This window comes from Flavobacterium fluviatile, assembly GCF_010645065.1.
Taxonomy (GTDB): Bacteria; Bacteroidota; Bacteroidia; order Flavobacteriales; family Flavobacteriaceae; genus Flavobacterium; species Flavobacterium fluviatile.
In genome coordinates, this window is record NZ_JAADZW010000001.1 from 160,015 (window position 1) to 173,859 (window position 13,845).

The following is a 13,845-nucleotide window of genomic DNA, read 5'->3' on the forward strand; positions in this document are numbered from 1 at the left end:
TTATTTTTTACGTTTTAAGATTTCGTCTTTGGTATTGGGCTTAAAAGAAGCACCTGCGCAGCGCATTACCGCATCAAACCCGTAACGGTTTTTCATGCGGTCCATAGCCTGATAGAGCGCCAGCATTTCTTCGGTATCGTTAAAAAGGTCGATCTGATAGGTTCCCCGCACCAGTCCGCTGAAACGCACCCCGATCAGGCGCAGCCGCATGCGACGCTGGTAGAGTTTGTCAAAAAGATCCATTGCGGTCTGGGTCAGTATGTGGTCTGCCGAGGTGTACTGGACCCTGCACTGTTTGGTTTCGGTATCAAAATTGGCATACCTGATCTTTACCGTTACGGTCGAGGCCAGCCACTGCTCAGAGCGGAGCTGATAGGAAAGTTTCTCGACCATGCCCAGAATAACCCTTCCCAGCTTGTCGATATCAATTGTATCTTGGGAAAAAGTATGTTCGGTGGAAATCGATTTTCTTTCCGTGTAGGGCTCCACGGGATTGTTATCAATCCCATTGGCTTTTTTCCAGAGCTCGATGCCGTTCTGGCCGATCATGCGCTGGAGCGCTTCGGCTGGCATTTCAGAAAGGGTCTTAATGGTGCGTATACCGATGCGGGATAAGAGCTGGAAGGTTTTATCGCCCACCATGGGTATTTTCCGCACTGAGAGGGGATTTAAAAAAGACTGCACCAGATGCTCGGGGATTTCAAGGTTCTGCTTCTGTTTTCCTTCTCCCGTGCCGATCTTCGATACCGTTTTGTTCACCGAAAGGGCAAAGGTAAGGGGAAGGCCGGTTTCCTTTGTGATGCGATGCGCCAGTTCATCGGTCCATTTGTAGCTTCCGTAGAATTTATCCATGCCGGTAATGTCAAGATAGAATTCATCAATAGAGGCTTTTTCTACTACAGGCGCTTTTTCCTGAATAATTTCAGTAACGTCATGGGAAAGCCTTGAATAGAGTTCCATATCTCCTTTCATGACTTTAGCCTGCGGGCATAATTTGAGTGCCATCTGGATCGGCATTGCCGAGCGCACCCCGAAACGGCGCGCCTCATACGAGCATGAGGCTACAACGCCCCGATCCCCGCCACCTATAATCAGCGGAATGCCATTAAGCTCTGAATTGGTAAGCCTTTCGCAGGAAACGAAAAAGGTATTCATGTCAATATGTACAATTGCCCGGTTCATAATCTATATCATTTTATACAGATCAAAATTAGTACAGATAGTAACAGTTTTAAATTTTTATATGTTATAAATAGCAACAAAATTTAAAAAGCCTTATTTTTAAAGACATAACAAAACTGCTTTTTAAACTATAAACTGCTTTATTCAGAATTTTCAGAAGGGTCTGTAAGTGAAGGAAAGCTTCCGAATATTTGAAAAATACAGCCTGCAGTTTTTGATATTTATTCAATAGAATGAATAAATCATTTAATTATGCGCAATAATTGAGCGGTCAATAGTGTTTTGTTTAATTAAAATTCGTAAATTTAATAGCTATTAACCGCTCCACGGATATAATTCAATCGTTTATCGATTTACAAAGACTTATATTTTTATAAGGTATTTGCAGATTCTTAGATTCTTGTCTTCTGTTACTGCAAAAAAATATAAGCCATGTCCAAACTCAAGAATTTCCAGAAAGTTATAGTTATAGCTGATGATGATGAAGACGACAGACTGCTATTTTTTGATGCAGTGGAGGATTTAAAACTTCCTGTTGCTGTTGAGGCTGCTTGCGACGGTCAGGAACTTCTTAATACACTTGATAGCAGTTTAGAGCGCCTTCCTGATATGATTTTCCTTGATATCAACATGCCTATCAAAAACGGATTTGACTGCCTGGAGGAAATCCGCAGCAGGGATGGTGGTTTGAAAAAGGTGAGGATTATTATGCTGTCTACGAGCAAAAGCCCCCACAATATTGAACTCAGCTATAAACTTGGTGCTGATTTCTATGCTGTAAAACCAAGCAGTTTTCAGGGACTGAAAAATCTTCTTCAAAAAGTATTTGAAATGGACTGGAACAGTGTCCAGAAAAGCAGTTCTAAATTCCTTATTGCCTGAGCAATATTATTTTCATTTTGTAATTGAAATCTCTTAATTATTGAACGTCTTTTCCTAAATAAAAAATAATTATCTTTATCTGATGCTGTCCCCTCAGCTGCAATTTCTCCCATGATAGTTTTCTAAAGGCTTATTTTTTTAGTAACCCTGCAGGTTCAGAGATTTTTTTTGAAAATGCATTATAAAATGTAAACTCATGACACAGCAGCAGAACCCTGAGCGTATTATTTATCTTGATGAAGATGAAGATGATGAGAGAATTCTCTTTCTAGAGGCGGCGGCAGAATTAAAACTGCCCATCAGCATAGTTCAGACAGCAGATGGAAATGAGCTGCTCCAACCACTTAAGAATGCGGAGCGTCATCCAGATTTTATTTTTCTGAATATCAATATGCCGTGAAAAAACGGTTTTGAATCCCTCAAAGAGATCCGCAATTCCTCAAGGCGTTCTGAAGGGCGTAAAAATAATTATGCTTTCCACTAGCAGCAGTTCTATACATATTCAGATTTCCTATAGGTTCGGTGCGGATTATTATGCCGTAAAACCAAGAACCTACCAAGGGATCATAGAACTGCTCAATAAAGTATTTACTGAGTTTAACAGCCTGAAAAGCGATATGAAAAAGTTCCTGCCGGAATTATAAAATATTGTGGATTTCAGACTTGGAATGTTCGGCCTCTTTTCAGTCTTTTCTGTGTTTATACTTCAACTGACTCCTGTATTACTTCTTCTTCAGGAGCTTCCAATGCCTCTGATGCTGCTGCTTCAATGGCAGTAACAGGCTGCTCAGACGGGGCAGCGGGCTGTGCAGCGGTGCGTTTTATCAGCAGGTAAAAATCTTTAAGATGCCACCAGGCAGGACACCTTTCAACAGGGCCGTTGAAATTGCGGATTCCAATATAGCAGCTCTTTAAAAAAAGCTGCGTATCTGTAATCTTTGCCCAGGGTTTCCAGTCCACTTCCTGGGGCGGGGGAAATGTTTCAAAATGTCTTTTTATATCTTCGTAATTCATGCTGCAAAAATAATTCAAAACTATACATCAGACAAGGCTGGCACTGCTTTTACAGCCTGTTTGCCATCTCTTTTTCCGCAGGATTTTACCACTATTCTGTCACCCAGCTGTTTGCCGGTGCTTTACCTTTACTGTTTTATCATAATACTTTTTTTTTTCGTTAATACAGCAGGACGCTGCCTGCAGAAAAAAAGTAAGGAAGAGGGGAAATTCAAATACTGTTTAAACTGCACCAAAAGCCTTGTAAAGACTGCAGGAAATCTTTAAGAATGGACTGCTGCCTTAAAAAGCTGTAATTCTAAAAGAATAAACTGTAAGTGATCTGTCTCAGGTTTTGGTAATTTTGCTATATATTGGTAAAGTAAACAACATTTTAATCAGTCAGAAAAAAAACAGGGGACCGGCGGGGTTCGTCTGAAGGTTCTGTACAATGATTTAGTTAGTTACCGCATACCATTCCAGGCACCCGCCGGCTGCCAGAAAGCTCCTTGAACTTTGAGGGGCTTTTTTTTGTGTACCAGAGAACTTTTGTTTTCTCAGTTCTAATCTTGGCAGCTATAAGGAAACTAATGATCCTAAAATGAGTTTTTTATATGATTGTATTATATAAAAAGAAATACACAGTTGAAATAACTTGTCGTTTTAGATCTTTTGCTTCTTTTTAAAATAAAAATAAAATTTCCATCTCTAATCCGTAATTGTATGTTTTTTGGCAAATGAGTAGACTAATTTTCGAAAATTACTTTGACTTGCTGAAATTCAGCTTTTTTATTTGTTCGACATCTTCCAGGCTTTTTCAGCTTGAAAAATAAGCATATCCTATCCGTTTTTGATTGCTGCAACTCTTTCTTTTGCATTTTTTGGAAATTGAGTTTTTTCTGTAAAAACTCATAAGGCAGATCCGGGCAGAGCTGTATGTTTGGGCTTATGCCCAGTATGGACTCTCTTAAATTTTGAATGGAAGAAGTTCATTGGTTTTATATTTTAAATAAAATGGCTTTAAAAAATACAGGTTATTACGTGAAGCCGTAAAGAAAAACTTATTTTTTATTGTTAATTTGAAATGTCTGAAAAATTAGCTAGATGTGCTGTATAGCGGTCACTTTTCATTAGCTTGTTTGAATATATAGGGATATTCATCAGTATAGGATTTCCTATTTTATCATTTTTTTTGATTCAGTTAATGAATTAAAAATGATTCTATAGAACAATTCGTCCTATGTTATTGCGCAGCCACTGTTTTTCTAAAGACAGGATTAAAAAATAAATCACAATAGGACTAAATAAAATGAAAGATCAGAAATTAAAACTTAGAAAAACCTTTGAAACTTATAGCGTTGAGTAAGCATTATCTTGTTCAATAATTAAGAAAGACGCTATAGAAATTTTAGCTTTTGAACGACACAAAATCAATAATGTAAAATAATTAACCATGAAATTAATAAAAAAGCATGTGTGTAAAATAGCACTTACTTTATCGCTTAGCCTATTGTTTGCAAGCTGCAGCCAATATGAAGCAAACGGATCGGATAAAGAAACTTCTGCTCAATACACCGATGTAGAGCTCTTTAATTCAATTTTTTTTGGGGTTGGAGAGTTTGCGGCAAACATAAATCAGCTAAAGAGTAAAGTCCAGCTCACAGATAATCTTAAAAATGACAAAAGAGCTGAAGTGCTTGGTAAGCTTGATATTCTGATAAATGAAATAAATAGAAAAAACCCGGGTTTCCTGTCAGAATTTAAAGCGCTAATAACCAGCGGGGATCAAAGAAAAGTACAGATTGCTATTGAAGCTGGATCTACAATGATTAAAGAAAATTTTGAAGTAATATTTCCTGAACTTAAGCAGGTCTTCCAAAAGGTTAAATCGGATATCCATACCGGTAAGTTTAAACTTAGCCAGAAAGACAGTTTTAAAACCTACATGGAAACATTTCAGAGTGCACTTGAAAAGGGAGAATATAACAGTCTGCTAAAAAAGAACATGATAACAGAAGAAGGTGAAGAGTATGTTGTCCCTTGCACATGGGCAGTGGCTTGCGTTGCTTATTTTGCGATAGCTGCGCACAATACAGTGGCAGTTACCGCTTTGATTTATTTTAAGTTTGCATTTTACGGTCCCAGCATTGATAGCGGGAGCCAGGTTTCATATGACGGTGCGATAGATTACGGTTTAGACTATACAGGTATGGATTACATAGGTCCAGATGACATAAATCCTGGACCAATTTTTATAGATCCTGACGAAGCTAATTTGCGAACAGAATCATTAATTAATGAGATTGCCGAATATTATGCGGATTGATAAATTATTTAAAGGCAAAAGTTATTTTATAACTTTTGCCATCTGCTCCATTTTTACATTTGCATTTATTTCAGGAGTGTTTTTTTATACTGTTCGCGAGAACCCTGTAAAACTAAATATTAATTTAGAAAATAAGCTTTTCACTTTTGTCCCTCAGGGGTGGGCTTTTTTTACAAGAAACCCGAGAGAGGCGCAAATTGTGATTTACAAAAAAAACAGCGACAATAGGTTTGAAGAAATTTCGCAAAGGCATTCGTCTTACCAAAATATATTTGGGCTTAATAGAACAGCATCAAAAGTAATGTCAGAACTACAGTTTGTGAAAAGGCAAATAAATGACAGCCTATACAAGAATACAATGTGGAGCTATCAAAGAGGATTATACTCTAAAGTAGCCATGAATGCAATTCCGGTCCAAAATCAGATGAAAGACCCGATACTTTGCGGTGAATATGTAGTCGTTTATCAAAAAGCGATACCTTGGGCGTGGAGCAGATCGTTAAATAGAATAAAAATGCCAGCAAAAATAATCCGTTTAAATATAAAATGTAATGATAGAGAAAATTAATGAGCGGATTAGAACATTATGCTTAAAGTTTTTCCCGTATACAAACACTGTTGGACTTGCTAGAAGTATAGTTGCTATGGGAACATTACTCACTTTGATAGCAAATCCCATTTCCATATTATTCCACAAAAAAATCGATGGCACAATAATAAATCCATTATTGAATCCGGTGCAGCCTATAAATCAATACAATTTTTTTACGCTCCTCGGTTTTGATAATATAGTTTATATGAAAGGATTGGCAATCCTTATCCTATTGATGACTATTTCCGGTTATTTTATGAAAATCACTTCGCTGCTGCATTGGTGGATTAGCATAAGCTTTCTTTATTTTTCATCAATAATAGATGGAGGGGATCAGATTGCGTCAATACTAAGCTTTTTGCTCATACCATTTTGCTTGACTGACCCAAGAAAAAATCATTGGCAATATATGGAACCAATTGATTCAGCCAAAAATATAATAGGTCTATTCTCTATCTGGATAATAAGGATTCAGGTGGCACTAATATATTATCATGCTTCCTTTGGCAAGCTGACAGTAGCTGAATGGGTAAACGGCACGGCAATATATTACTGGTTTAACCATAGTGTTTTTGGAATGCCAACAGGTATGTCAATATGGATGAATCAACTAATGAGCAATCCCTTGATTGTCTCATTTTTGACCTATGGCGTTATAGTTCTTGAAATATTATTATTTTTGGGCTTAACAGCATCAGTAAAATATCGAAAGATAATGCTCTATATTGGAATCGTATTTCATCTTTTTATAATCATGTACCATGGAATATTTTCATTTTTCTTTTCTATCTGCGCTGCGCTTATATTGTTTCTCTACCCAACATATCAATCTATAAATTTTAAATTATGGTTTCTAAAAAAATAATAATACTTTACGCAATTAGCTTGTCGATATTTTTAATCTATATTCTGATGCTATTATTGCATTATTCAGAGATTCCTGAAATTGTTGCCTCCCATCTTGATATAAAAGGGAAGGTGAATGGCTATAGTTCTAAGAGTTCATTGTGGATTTCATCAGGTGTTAATCTTCTTGTACTGGCTGTTATGGGGCTTTTAATAAAAAAGCCTGAATATGCCAATTATCCATTTGAAATTACAGATAAAAATAGAGAAAACGCATATGAGAAAATGCAGCTGTTTTTAGCAGTAATTGCAATTATCACCACAGCCTTTTTTTCTTTTATGGTATTTAAAGCTGTTGGATTTGAAAAGAATTTTCTATATCTCATTTTATATGCAATAGCAGCGCCAATAATTGCTCTGCTTTATTTTCGAGAAGCTGAAAAATAATGCTATTCAGCAAAAATTAATAGACCTGTAGCTGATCAATAATTCTGAGGTAAAGTATTTTCAAAAAAAAATAAATCATGCGCTTCGGATATATTTGAAGTGCATGATTTTTTTTTAAAATTTTATTTGGTATACAGTTTCGAACCTAAAGCCGTAAAGCCTTGTTTTTACTGGATTTTTGATTTTTAAAATATCTTGTGCCACGATTCTGCCACAAAATTTGTTATGACTGTCTATTAGCAAATTTTAAAGTAAGTCCACTATAATATTTATAGTAACCTTAATTTTTTGTGAAAGAAAAGATTTCAATTTATGTTTTTAAAAATATGGACATGGTCACTAAGAATAATTTTAAAAGTAGCAATTTTTGGCATTTCATTTTATGAAATTGGCGATAAGGAATATGTTTGTGGTTATTTATAGCCTTAAAGACGCATCGAAGCCGAAGCTTCGATGCGTCTTAAATTCTGCTTAACGGACTGATTTTAGCTGTAAGTCTCATAAAGATCGCTTACGCAGGTTCCGCACACAGGCCTTCCCTTGTCAGCTGCAAACTGTCTGGCATCATCTTCATTGAGGCATGTTTTGACTTTAGTAATGTCATCTGCTCTCCGGTCTTCTATTTTCTGGCAGATACACTTAAAAAGTGCACTGCATCCGCCGTCAGGGTTAAATTTTCCTTTGAAGATGTGGATCTCATCAGTTTCTTTGTATTTGAAGAATGAGTAAGCAATTTCATTTTCTTCCTTTTTTGCTGTCATAAAATATTAATTAGGTTAAAAATCAAATTCAAAAATAGTTTCTATTAAAATAGCCATTGTACGGATTTCTGTAGTTTTAAATGAAATTATAGAAAAGTACGATGAAATCAATCCTAGACAATTCTGGTCACTGAAATAAGAGAGGTTCTGCGCAGCTCTCTTTTCATTTTGAATATGAGCGGCATCAGGATTAAAAAAGCAATTGTCCCGTGGGATGCCGATATGCTGGCTATAGAAATCGAAACCAGTAGGGATGCCAGCAGTAGAGATCCAAAGAGAAGCTTATTTATCATAAAAAGATTGATTTTTCGAAAAGTTTCCGATTTAAAGAATGAGTGAGCCATATTAGTGATTTTTAAGATTACTGCTGTACATTTTTTTAGCAAATTAAATACTAACATAGTTTCAGTATAGGTAGGTTCGGTGCGAGGTTTTTTTTCGTACGAATAATTATTTATTCATAAGACCATATTGAATGGACTAATGCAAAAGTCGGGTTAAAAATGAAACAAACTACAGGTGAAAATACCTGATTTTAAGATTGCAGAAATGTGGACAGAAATGAAAACGGAAGTATTGAAGGAGAAGAAATGATGTACAACGATTCAAGCCTGGGAGAGGCCTATTTGAAAATCTTCCTGATAAAATGATCACCGAGCGTTAGGAATGCATCCCTTACTTGATTCTTTTCCTCTTGAGGCTCTTTTTCTTCAGCGCTTTCCATGTCATTAAAGCTGCTGAACACCTCGATATCAAATTTAGATATGGTCAGAATCTCGCTTACAGGTATGATGATTCCAAGGTTTGCGATTTCGCCTGTTCTTCCATCTTTTACAAGCTTCTCTATGAGTCTGGTGTACTGTGTAGTGATCTGGAGCTTCAGGTCTTCTTTGCTCCTGTAGCCACTGAAATTGGGTATTATTGTTATATGGGTTTCGCCGATGGGCTCTGAGATCCTGTGGACGTAACCAATGTAGACTTTATTGCTTTTTGTGGTGAGCATAAGGAGCTTGTTCTCATCCTTTTTTTCATTCAGGGAGAACCAGAAAAGCCTGTCGAGCTGGTTTCCCCATTTCTCGACGGTATAGGCAAAAGAAAAGATGCGGCCGAAAAAAAGGTTTAAAAATTTTCCAAGCGGGTAAGAGATTGCGAAAAAGAATATGGAGTGCTTAAGGCCCGGAACCTCTATGCCGATCAGCCTGCTTACAAAGACGCTAGTACTGGTTCTTAAATCGATCAACAGGGCTGATTTCAGTACAAAAAAATCAATAATGTAGCCTATTACGGCAATGAAAAATGCAGCGGCAAGGGAATTGAAGATCAGCCTCTGTTTTTCAATTCTCTGATGATAGAAGCGCGTAAGATTAAAAGTGATTAGAAATAGATACCCAGAGAGCAGCGGTAAGATAATGAGGTCAAGTCTGGGCATAGGCTTTGGGTGTTGCTATTTGACGTCAGTCAGATGGTTCTTTGAAGCCTTATTATATTTGTCCACAGAGGCGTTGAGTTTTTTAAGCAGCTCGATCGACTCCTCCTTGTCATTGAAAATATCCTCGCTTTTCATATAAAAAGCTCCGCCAGAGGTCACTCTGATTCTCTGAAGATCGGAATTATGCACTTTTTCCTTCCAGTTCTGAATTGCTTTTATAAGTCCCATGCGAATATAATTTGTATGTAAAAATAGGAATTATTTTGGTTGTATGCAAATTTCGAGACGATTCAGTTTTCCTTGTTTTCAACAGTTTACGTTTATGTCCTAAATTAAGGATGCTCTTATACGGCAGGTTTTGCATAATCTCAAGGGAGAGTGTATTTTAAGACAGCGCAAAGCCGTTCTGCGTTTGATTCATGCGGTGGGTATTTCGGAGGCCAGCGTATTATCTGGGACGCTTGCCTCTGTCTGAAGGAGGGGTAAGAATCAGGAATAGTAATGATCAGATGGATCATAAAGGTGATGTCCGGCACCGTCTATAAGGGATGTTTAAAGTTATCTTTACAAAAGAGCTTCTTTAGATGTCAAAGCAGTATTCCTCAAAGTAGAGCTGGCACATAAAAACATGATGTGGCCCACGGTGGTAGTTTTTTACAGATTCCCTAATCAATTTTCCAATTCTTCATGGATGTTTTCCAAGAAAAGCTCCACGGAGAAAAAATGTGAAAAAAGACAAGAAATCAGTGGACCGTTAGAAGATGCAGAGAGTTATAAGTCCCGAAGTACAGGAAAACGCACATAGAACAAGTATGAGCGGGCAACATGCGGCGAGCACTATCTTGGCTGTCTTTTAACAGTTTGGAATTGAAAATAATATTACATGTTTAAAGGCAATATTTTCGTTCCAAATAATTACTTTAAAAGTCAATAGTCCAGAAAAAAGCAATTAAAAATCAAAGTACATTTTGTTGGTTATATTATCAAAAAAATCAGGTATATATACCTGATTCCAATAAAAATTAAAGAAGTATTTTTAATTTTAATGACTCTTTACGTAAAACCGTAAAAGAAATTAAAAACCATTTTTTAAGTTTGAAAATTATTGGAACAGACTTCGTTGGTCTTTAGGAGTTTATCTGTTGTAAATAAAGAATGCGAAGAGATTAATAATAAAAAAATAATTATTGTATGGCGCGCCCATTTGAGTCTGATTTAGTCCTTTCTGAAAAAATTTCAGATACTAATCTTCGCGTTTATCATGTTGGTTTCGAATCTAATAAATTCAGACTTACACCACTGGTTGAAGTAATCAGAAAGGTGATTCCGGAGTTTGCTTTTGGATATCATGAGGGTATGACTCTGTCTTATACAGAAGTGGTGGAAAGAATTGTAGAAGCTGCCAATACAGTTTATCTGACTGATAAGTACAAAAGGCGCGGAGAATTTGGCGAATTAATTCTGCATCTTCTTTTAAGGGACTGGTGCAATACAATACCTCTAGTTTCAAAAATTTATTTTAAGGATTCGCATAATGCGACCGTCCATGGTTTTGACGGAATTCATATTACAATTGAAGAGAACAAAAAAAAATTATGGCTGGGGGAATCCAAGCTTTATATGGATGGCGAGAGCGGTGTTAAGGAATTGGCAAAGGATGTCTTAAATCATGTAAATGCCAATTATCTAAAAAAAGAATTCGAGCTGATTCGCCGCAAAATACCACAGGAAATACCTGATGTTGAATATTGGATGAATTTAATGCACAAGCATAAGAATCTTGATGAAGTATTTGATACTATCGTAATACCTTTAGTATGTACTTACAGCAGTAAGATTTTTGTAGATCATTGTGATAATACAGATGATTATTTTGCTGCTTTGGAAAAGGAATGCAGGGAGCTATTTGAAATATTTAATGGCAAGGTTGAAACTGATGTTGAACTACTGTTGCTGCTACTGCCTGTTCCGTGTAAAGATGAACTTAATACAGAACTTGACAGCCGACTTAAAAACATGCAAAAAATATGAGTTTTGATAACTATGATGATGCTATTAAGTATATAGGATCCAAATCGCAATTTACTTTTGAAGAAAGCTATGAAATATTAAGCTTCATAAATAGAACTTATTCTTCTAATGTTCATGATGGCAGGGATCTTGTAATCCGTTTGTTGGAAAGAGGGAACTGCATCGATGATCAATGCATGGAATTGCTAAATGACATTATCCAAAGTTACGGACTGTATCCATATATTGATGAGAAAATTCTAACGGGCAGCTCATCATTGCGTTATGAACTGCATAAATCTCCCTATCTGAAAGGAGTATTTCTGCATGAAGAGCAATTTGAAATTTCCACAGCCTTGCAAAGCGATAAAAGTGTAGTGCTGAGTGCACCTACGAGTTTTGGAAAAAGCCTTCTTATAGAAGAAATAGTTGCAAGCGGAAAGTACAAAAATCTGGTTGTTATCCAGCCTACTTTAGCATTACTTGATGAAACCAGAAAAAAGCTTTCAAAATACAATGAGTTTTACAAGATTATCGTTTCAACTGCTCAAGAACCCTCACAAACAATGGGGAATTTATTTTTGTTTACAGGTGAGCGAGTTGTGGAGTACCACAAATTTCCAAAAATAGAGTTTTTTATAATTGATGAGTTTTATAAGCTGAGTCTTAAAAGGGGAGATGATCGTGCAATAACGCTAAATACTGCTTTGCACAAATTACTGAAACACACTTCAAAATTTTATATGCTCGGCCCGATGATTAAGGAAATACCATTGGAGTTTAAGGAAAAATATGATTTACTGTGGTACCCATCGGATTTTAGAACTGTTGCTGTTGACGAAATATCTCTGGAAATCAAGGAGAGTTTGAAAATGAAGGAGAAAGAGGAAAAGAAAAAAAATGATCTCTTCGAACTTTTGATCACAACTGAGGAACCGACCTTGATTTATTGTTCATCGCCGAAAAAAGCCACTGATCTTGCCATTGAGTTTGTGGATTTTATCAAGATAAGAAAACCTGATCTACTATCAGTTAATGAAAATTCAGATGTGATAGAGTGGTTAATACAAAATATAAACAACACCTGGTTTCTAATTGAAGGATTACAGAGATTTACAGCAATCCATCACGGAGCCGTGCCCAGACATTTGGGAAGTACAATCGTAGATCTATTCAATAAACGACATATAAAATATCTGTTTTGCACATCCACTTTGATTGAAGGTGTTAATACCTCAGCAAAAAATGTAATTTTATTTGACAAAAAGAAAGGCACAAAAGATATCGATTTCTTTGATTATAAAAATATAGCCGGAAGAAGTGGCAGAATGAATAATTATTTTATAGGCAATGTTTATCGATTTGAAGCACGGCCAAACCAACTGGAACTAAATGTAGACATCCCTATATTTTCTCAGGATGATGCTCCACTTGAAATATTAATCAATCTTGATAATTCCGAGCTGAAAGCAACTTCAAAAGAAAGATTAAAGGAATTTGATGAGTTTGATGATGAGTTTAAAGATATCTTAAGAAAGAACTCGTCCCTTCCAATTGACGGTCAGATCAATATCTTGCGAGAAATAGAAGCAAACTTATCTGTTTATCATGATCTTTTGAATTGGGACACTTTCCCAAAATATAAAAATCTACAAGCCATTACCAAGTTCTGCTGGGACAATTTGAAAAAGAAAGGGGATAATAAAGCAGGTATCTTAAGTGCAGATCAACTGGCCGCACTAACTTTAAAATATGGTTTTAAAAAATCCGTCAAGGGCGTAATAGACGAATTGTTTGAAGAGCAATATTGGAAAGAAAGAATTGAAAATGAAAGAGAGAGGATAAATTATTTGTCCTATTTTGTGCTTAATATTACCAGGCATTGGTTTGACTACAAGCTGCCTAAGTGGATTACTGTTGTTAACGATATTCAAAAGTACGTCTTTGAAAAACATGGATTAAGTTTTGGAAATTATTCCTTTTATGCAACTCAATTAGAAAATGGCTTTCTGCCAAATAATCTAGCCGCTTTGCTCGAATATGACATTCCTCACTCAGCGATAGTTAAAATCAATAAAACTTTGAGAGCGAGGAATATTGAGCCAGAAGATTTAATCGCAAGTTTCAGCCGTCATGGCGCTGAAGAGAGATTGAAGCAAATTGGACTGATTCAATATGAAATTAATAAGATTAAGTCTGTAAACTAGTGAACAAAATTTCTCGAATATAAACAGTTATTGCACTTTTTTGAAACAAGTGTAATAAAAAGATAAAATATTATAATAGGAATATTTTTATATTAGCAATTTATCTATTGAATTTTTTAAAGCCTAAGCTCTTTAAAGCTTAAGCCGCCATTTATAACATCAAAAATATT

At 36.0% G+C, this 13,845-nt stretch carries 14 protein-coding genes; 9 read left to right on the plus strand and 5 right to left on the minus strand.

Translation table 11 applies throughout. From position 1 onward, the window contains the following. Positions 1-1,182, minus strand: a complete 1,182-nt coding sequence (gene dinB / locus GXM17_RS00540) for a DNA polymerase IV (protein ID WP_163397347.1) — start codon at positions 1,180-1,182, stop codon at positions 1-3. Positions 1,183-1,614: 432 nt separating this feature from the next. On the opposite strand from dinB, the gene GXM17_RS00545 reads away from it, so the two are divergent. The 3 genes from GXM17_RS00545 to GXM17_RS00555 all read left to right on the plus strand — a co-directional run bounded on the left by GXM17_RS00545 (position 1,615) and on the right by GXM17_RS00555 (position 2,708). Beyond that, complete coding sequence (locus tag GXM17_RS00545; RefSeq protein WP_163397348.1) at positions 1,615-2,064, plus strand: response regulator; 450 nt, start codon at positions 1,615-1,617, stop codon at positions 2,062-2,064. Positions 2,065-2,260: 196 nt separating this feature from the next. Beyond that, a complete protein-coding gene (locus GXM17_RS00550) occupies positions 2,261-2,464 on the plus strand; it encodes a response regulator (RefSeq protein ID WP_163397349.1) in 204 nt (67 codons plus the stop codon). A 70-nt stretch (positions 2,465-2,534) separates the two neighbouring features. Further along, positions 2,535-2,708 carry a hypothetical protein gene (locus tag GXM17_RS00555; RefSeq protein ID WP_163397350.1) on the plus strand — a complete coding sequence of 58 codons (174 nt, stop codon included), beginning with the start codon at positions 2,535-2,537 and terminating at the stop codon, positions 2,706-2,708. A 55-nt stretch (positions 2,709-2,763) separates the two neighbouring features. Here GXM17_RS00555 and GXM17_RS21720 read toward each other — a convergent pair whose 3' ends face one another. Next, a complete protein-coding gene (locus GXM17_RS21720; protein ID WP_244307295.1) occupies positions 2,764-3,078 on the minus strand; it encodes a DUF6965 family protein in 315 nt (104 codons plus the stop codon). Between the two features lie 1,432 nt (positions 3,079-4,510). On the opposite strand from GXM17_RS21720, the gene GXM17_RS00565 reads away from it, so the two are divergent. The 4 genes from GXM17_RS00565 to GXM17_RS00580 are packed head-to-tail and all read left to right on the plus strand — an operon-like array spanning position 4,511 to position 7,268. Next, a complete protein-coding gene (locus GXM17_RS00565) occupies positions 4,511-5,383 on the plus strand; it encodes a sporulation delaying protein family toxin (protein ID WP_163397351.1) in 873 nt (290 codons plus the stop codon). Further along, the gene (locus GXM17_RS00570; protein ID WP_163397352.1) at positions 5,355-5,951 is read left to right on the plus strand and encodes an SdpA family antimicrobial peptide system protein; all 597 of its coding nucleotides are present in this window, start codon (positions 5,355-5,357) and stop codon (positions 5,949-5,951) included. The genes GXM17_RS00565 and GXM17_RS00570 overlap by 29 nt, the downstream gene beginning before the upstream one ends. After that, a complete protein-coding gene (locus tag GXM17_RS00575) occupies positions 5,935-6,840 on the plus strand; it encodes a sporulation-delaying protein SdpB family protein (protein WP_163397353.1) in 906 nt (301 codons plus the stop codon). Before GXM17_RS00570 ends, GXM17_RS00575 begins: the two co-directional genes overlap by 17 nt. Continuing rightward, a complete protein-coding gene (locus tag GXM17_RS00580) occupies positions 6,822-7,268 on the plus strand; it encodes a DUF1648 domain-containing protein (protein WP_163397354.1) in 447 nt (148 codons plus the stop codon). The genes GXM17_RS00575 and GXM17_RS00580 overlap by 19 nt, the downstream gene beginning before the upstream one ends. Positions 7,269-7,753: 485 nt before the next feature. Here the strand turns inward: GXM17_RS00580 and GXM17_RS00585 are convergent, their stop codons facing one another. The 3 genes from GXM17_RS00585 to GXM17_RS00595 all read right to left on the minus strand — a co-directional run bounded on the left by GXM17_RS00585 (position 7,754) and on the right by GXM17_RS00595 (position 9,686). After that, on the minus strand, positions 7,754-8,029 hold the full coding sequence (locus GXM17_RS00585; RefSeq protein WP_163397355.1) for a hypothetical protein: 276 nt from the start codon (positions 8,027-8,029) through the stop codon (positions 7,754-7,756). Positions 8,030-8,651: 622 nt separating this feature from the next. Continuing rightward, positions 8,652-9,458 (minus strand): hypothetical protein, encoded by an 807-nt coding sequence (locus tag GXM17_RS00590; protein WP_163397356.1) that lies wholly within the window; start codon positions 9,456-9,458, stop codon positions 8,652-8,654. Positions 9,459-9,473: 15 nt separating this feature from the next. Next, positions 9,474-9,686 carry a hypothetical protein gene (locus GXM17_RS00595; protein WP_163397357.1) on the minus strand — a complete coding sequence of 71 codons (213 nt, stop codon included), beginning with the start codon at positions 9,684-9,686 and terminating at the stop codon, positions 9,474-9,476. Positions 9,687-10,649: 963 nt separating this feature from the next. On the opposite strand from GXM17_RS00595, the gene GXM17_RS00600 reads away from it, so the two are divergent. Continuing rightward, positions 10,650-11,489 (plus strand): HamA C-terminal domain-containing protein, encoded by an 840-nt coding sequence (locus GXM17_RS00600; protein WP_163397358.1) that lies wholly within the window; start codon positions 10,650-10,652, stop codon positions 11,487-11,489. After that, positions 11,486-13,675, plus strand: coding sequence for a DEAD/DEAH box helicase (locus GXM17_RS00605; protein WP_163397359.1), 2,190 nt, complete (start codon positions 11,486-11,488; stop codon positions 13,673-13,675). Before GXM17_RS00600 ends, GXM17_RS00605 begins: the two co-directional genes overlap by 4 nt. Positions 13,676-13,845 lie beyond the last annotated feature (170 nt).

What these genes read in the sequence shown, in the direction of transcription:
- dinB (WP_163397347.1), bottom strand. Translation starts at nt 1,182, where the DNA reads ATGAACCGGGCAATTGTACATATTGACATGAATACCTTTTTCGTTTCC.
- GXM17_RS00545 (WP_163397348.1), top strand. Translation starts at nt 1,615, where the DNA reads ATGTCCAAACTCAAGAATTTCCAGAAAGTTATAGTTATAGCTGATGAT.
- GXM17_RS00550 (WP_163397349.1), top strand. Translation starts at nt 2,261, where the DNA reads ATGACACAGCAGCAGAACCCTGAGCGTATTATTTATCTTGATGAAGAT.
- GXM17_RS00555 (WP_163397350.1), top strand. Translation starts at nt 2,535, where the DNA reads ATGCTTTCCACTAGCAGCAGTTCTATACATATTCAGATTTCCTATAGG.
- GXM17_RS21720 (WP_244307295.1), bottom strand. Translation starts at nt 3,078, where the DNA reads ATGAATTACGAAGATATAAAAAGACATTTTGAAACATTTCCCCCGCCC.
- GXM17_RS00565 (WP_163397351.1), top strand. Translation starts at nt 4,511, where the DNA reads ATGAAATTAATAAAAAAGCATGTGTGTAAAATAGCACTTACTTTATCG.
- GXM17_RS00570 (WP_163397352.1), top strand. Translation starts at nt 5,355, where the DNA reads ATGAGATTGCCGAATATTATGCGGATTGATAAATTATTTAAAGGCAAA.
- GXM17_RS00575 (WP_163397353.1), top strand. Translation starts at nt 5,935, where the DNA reads ATGATAGAGAAAATTAATGAGCGGATTAGAACATTATGCTTAAAGTTT.
- GXM17_RS00580 (WP_163397354.1), top strand. Translation starts at nt 6,822, where the DNA reads ATGGTTTCTAAAAAAATAATAATACTTTACGCAATTAGCTTGTCGATA.
- GXM17_RS00585 (WP_163397355.1), bottom strand. Translation starts at nt 8,029, where the DNA reads ATGACAGCAAAAAAGGAAGAAAATGAAATTGCTTACTCATTCTTCAAA.
- GXM17_RS00590 (WP_163397356.1), bottom strand. Translation starts at nt 9,458, where the DNA reads ATGCCCAGACTTGACCTCATTATCTTACCGCTGCTCTCTGGGTATCTA.
- GXM17_RS00595 (WP_163397357.1), bottom strand. Translation starts at nt 9,686, where the DNA reads ATGGGACTTATAAAAGCAATTCAGAACTGGAAGGAAAAAGTGCATAAT.
- GXM17_RS00600 (WP_163397358.1), top strand. Translation starts at nt 10,650, where the DNA reads ATGGCGCGCCCATTTGAGTCTGATTTAGTCCTTTCTGAAAAAATTTCA.
- GXM17_RS00605 (WP_163397359.1), top strand. Translation starts at nt 11,486, where the DNA reads ATGAGTTTTGATAACTATGATGATGCTATTAAGTATATAGGATCCAAA.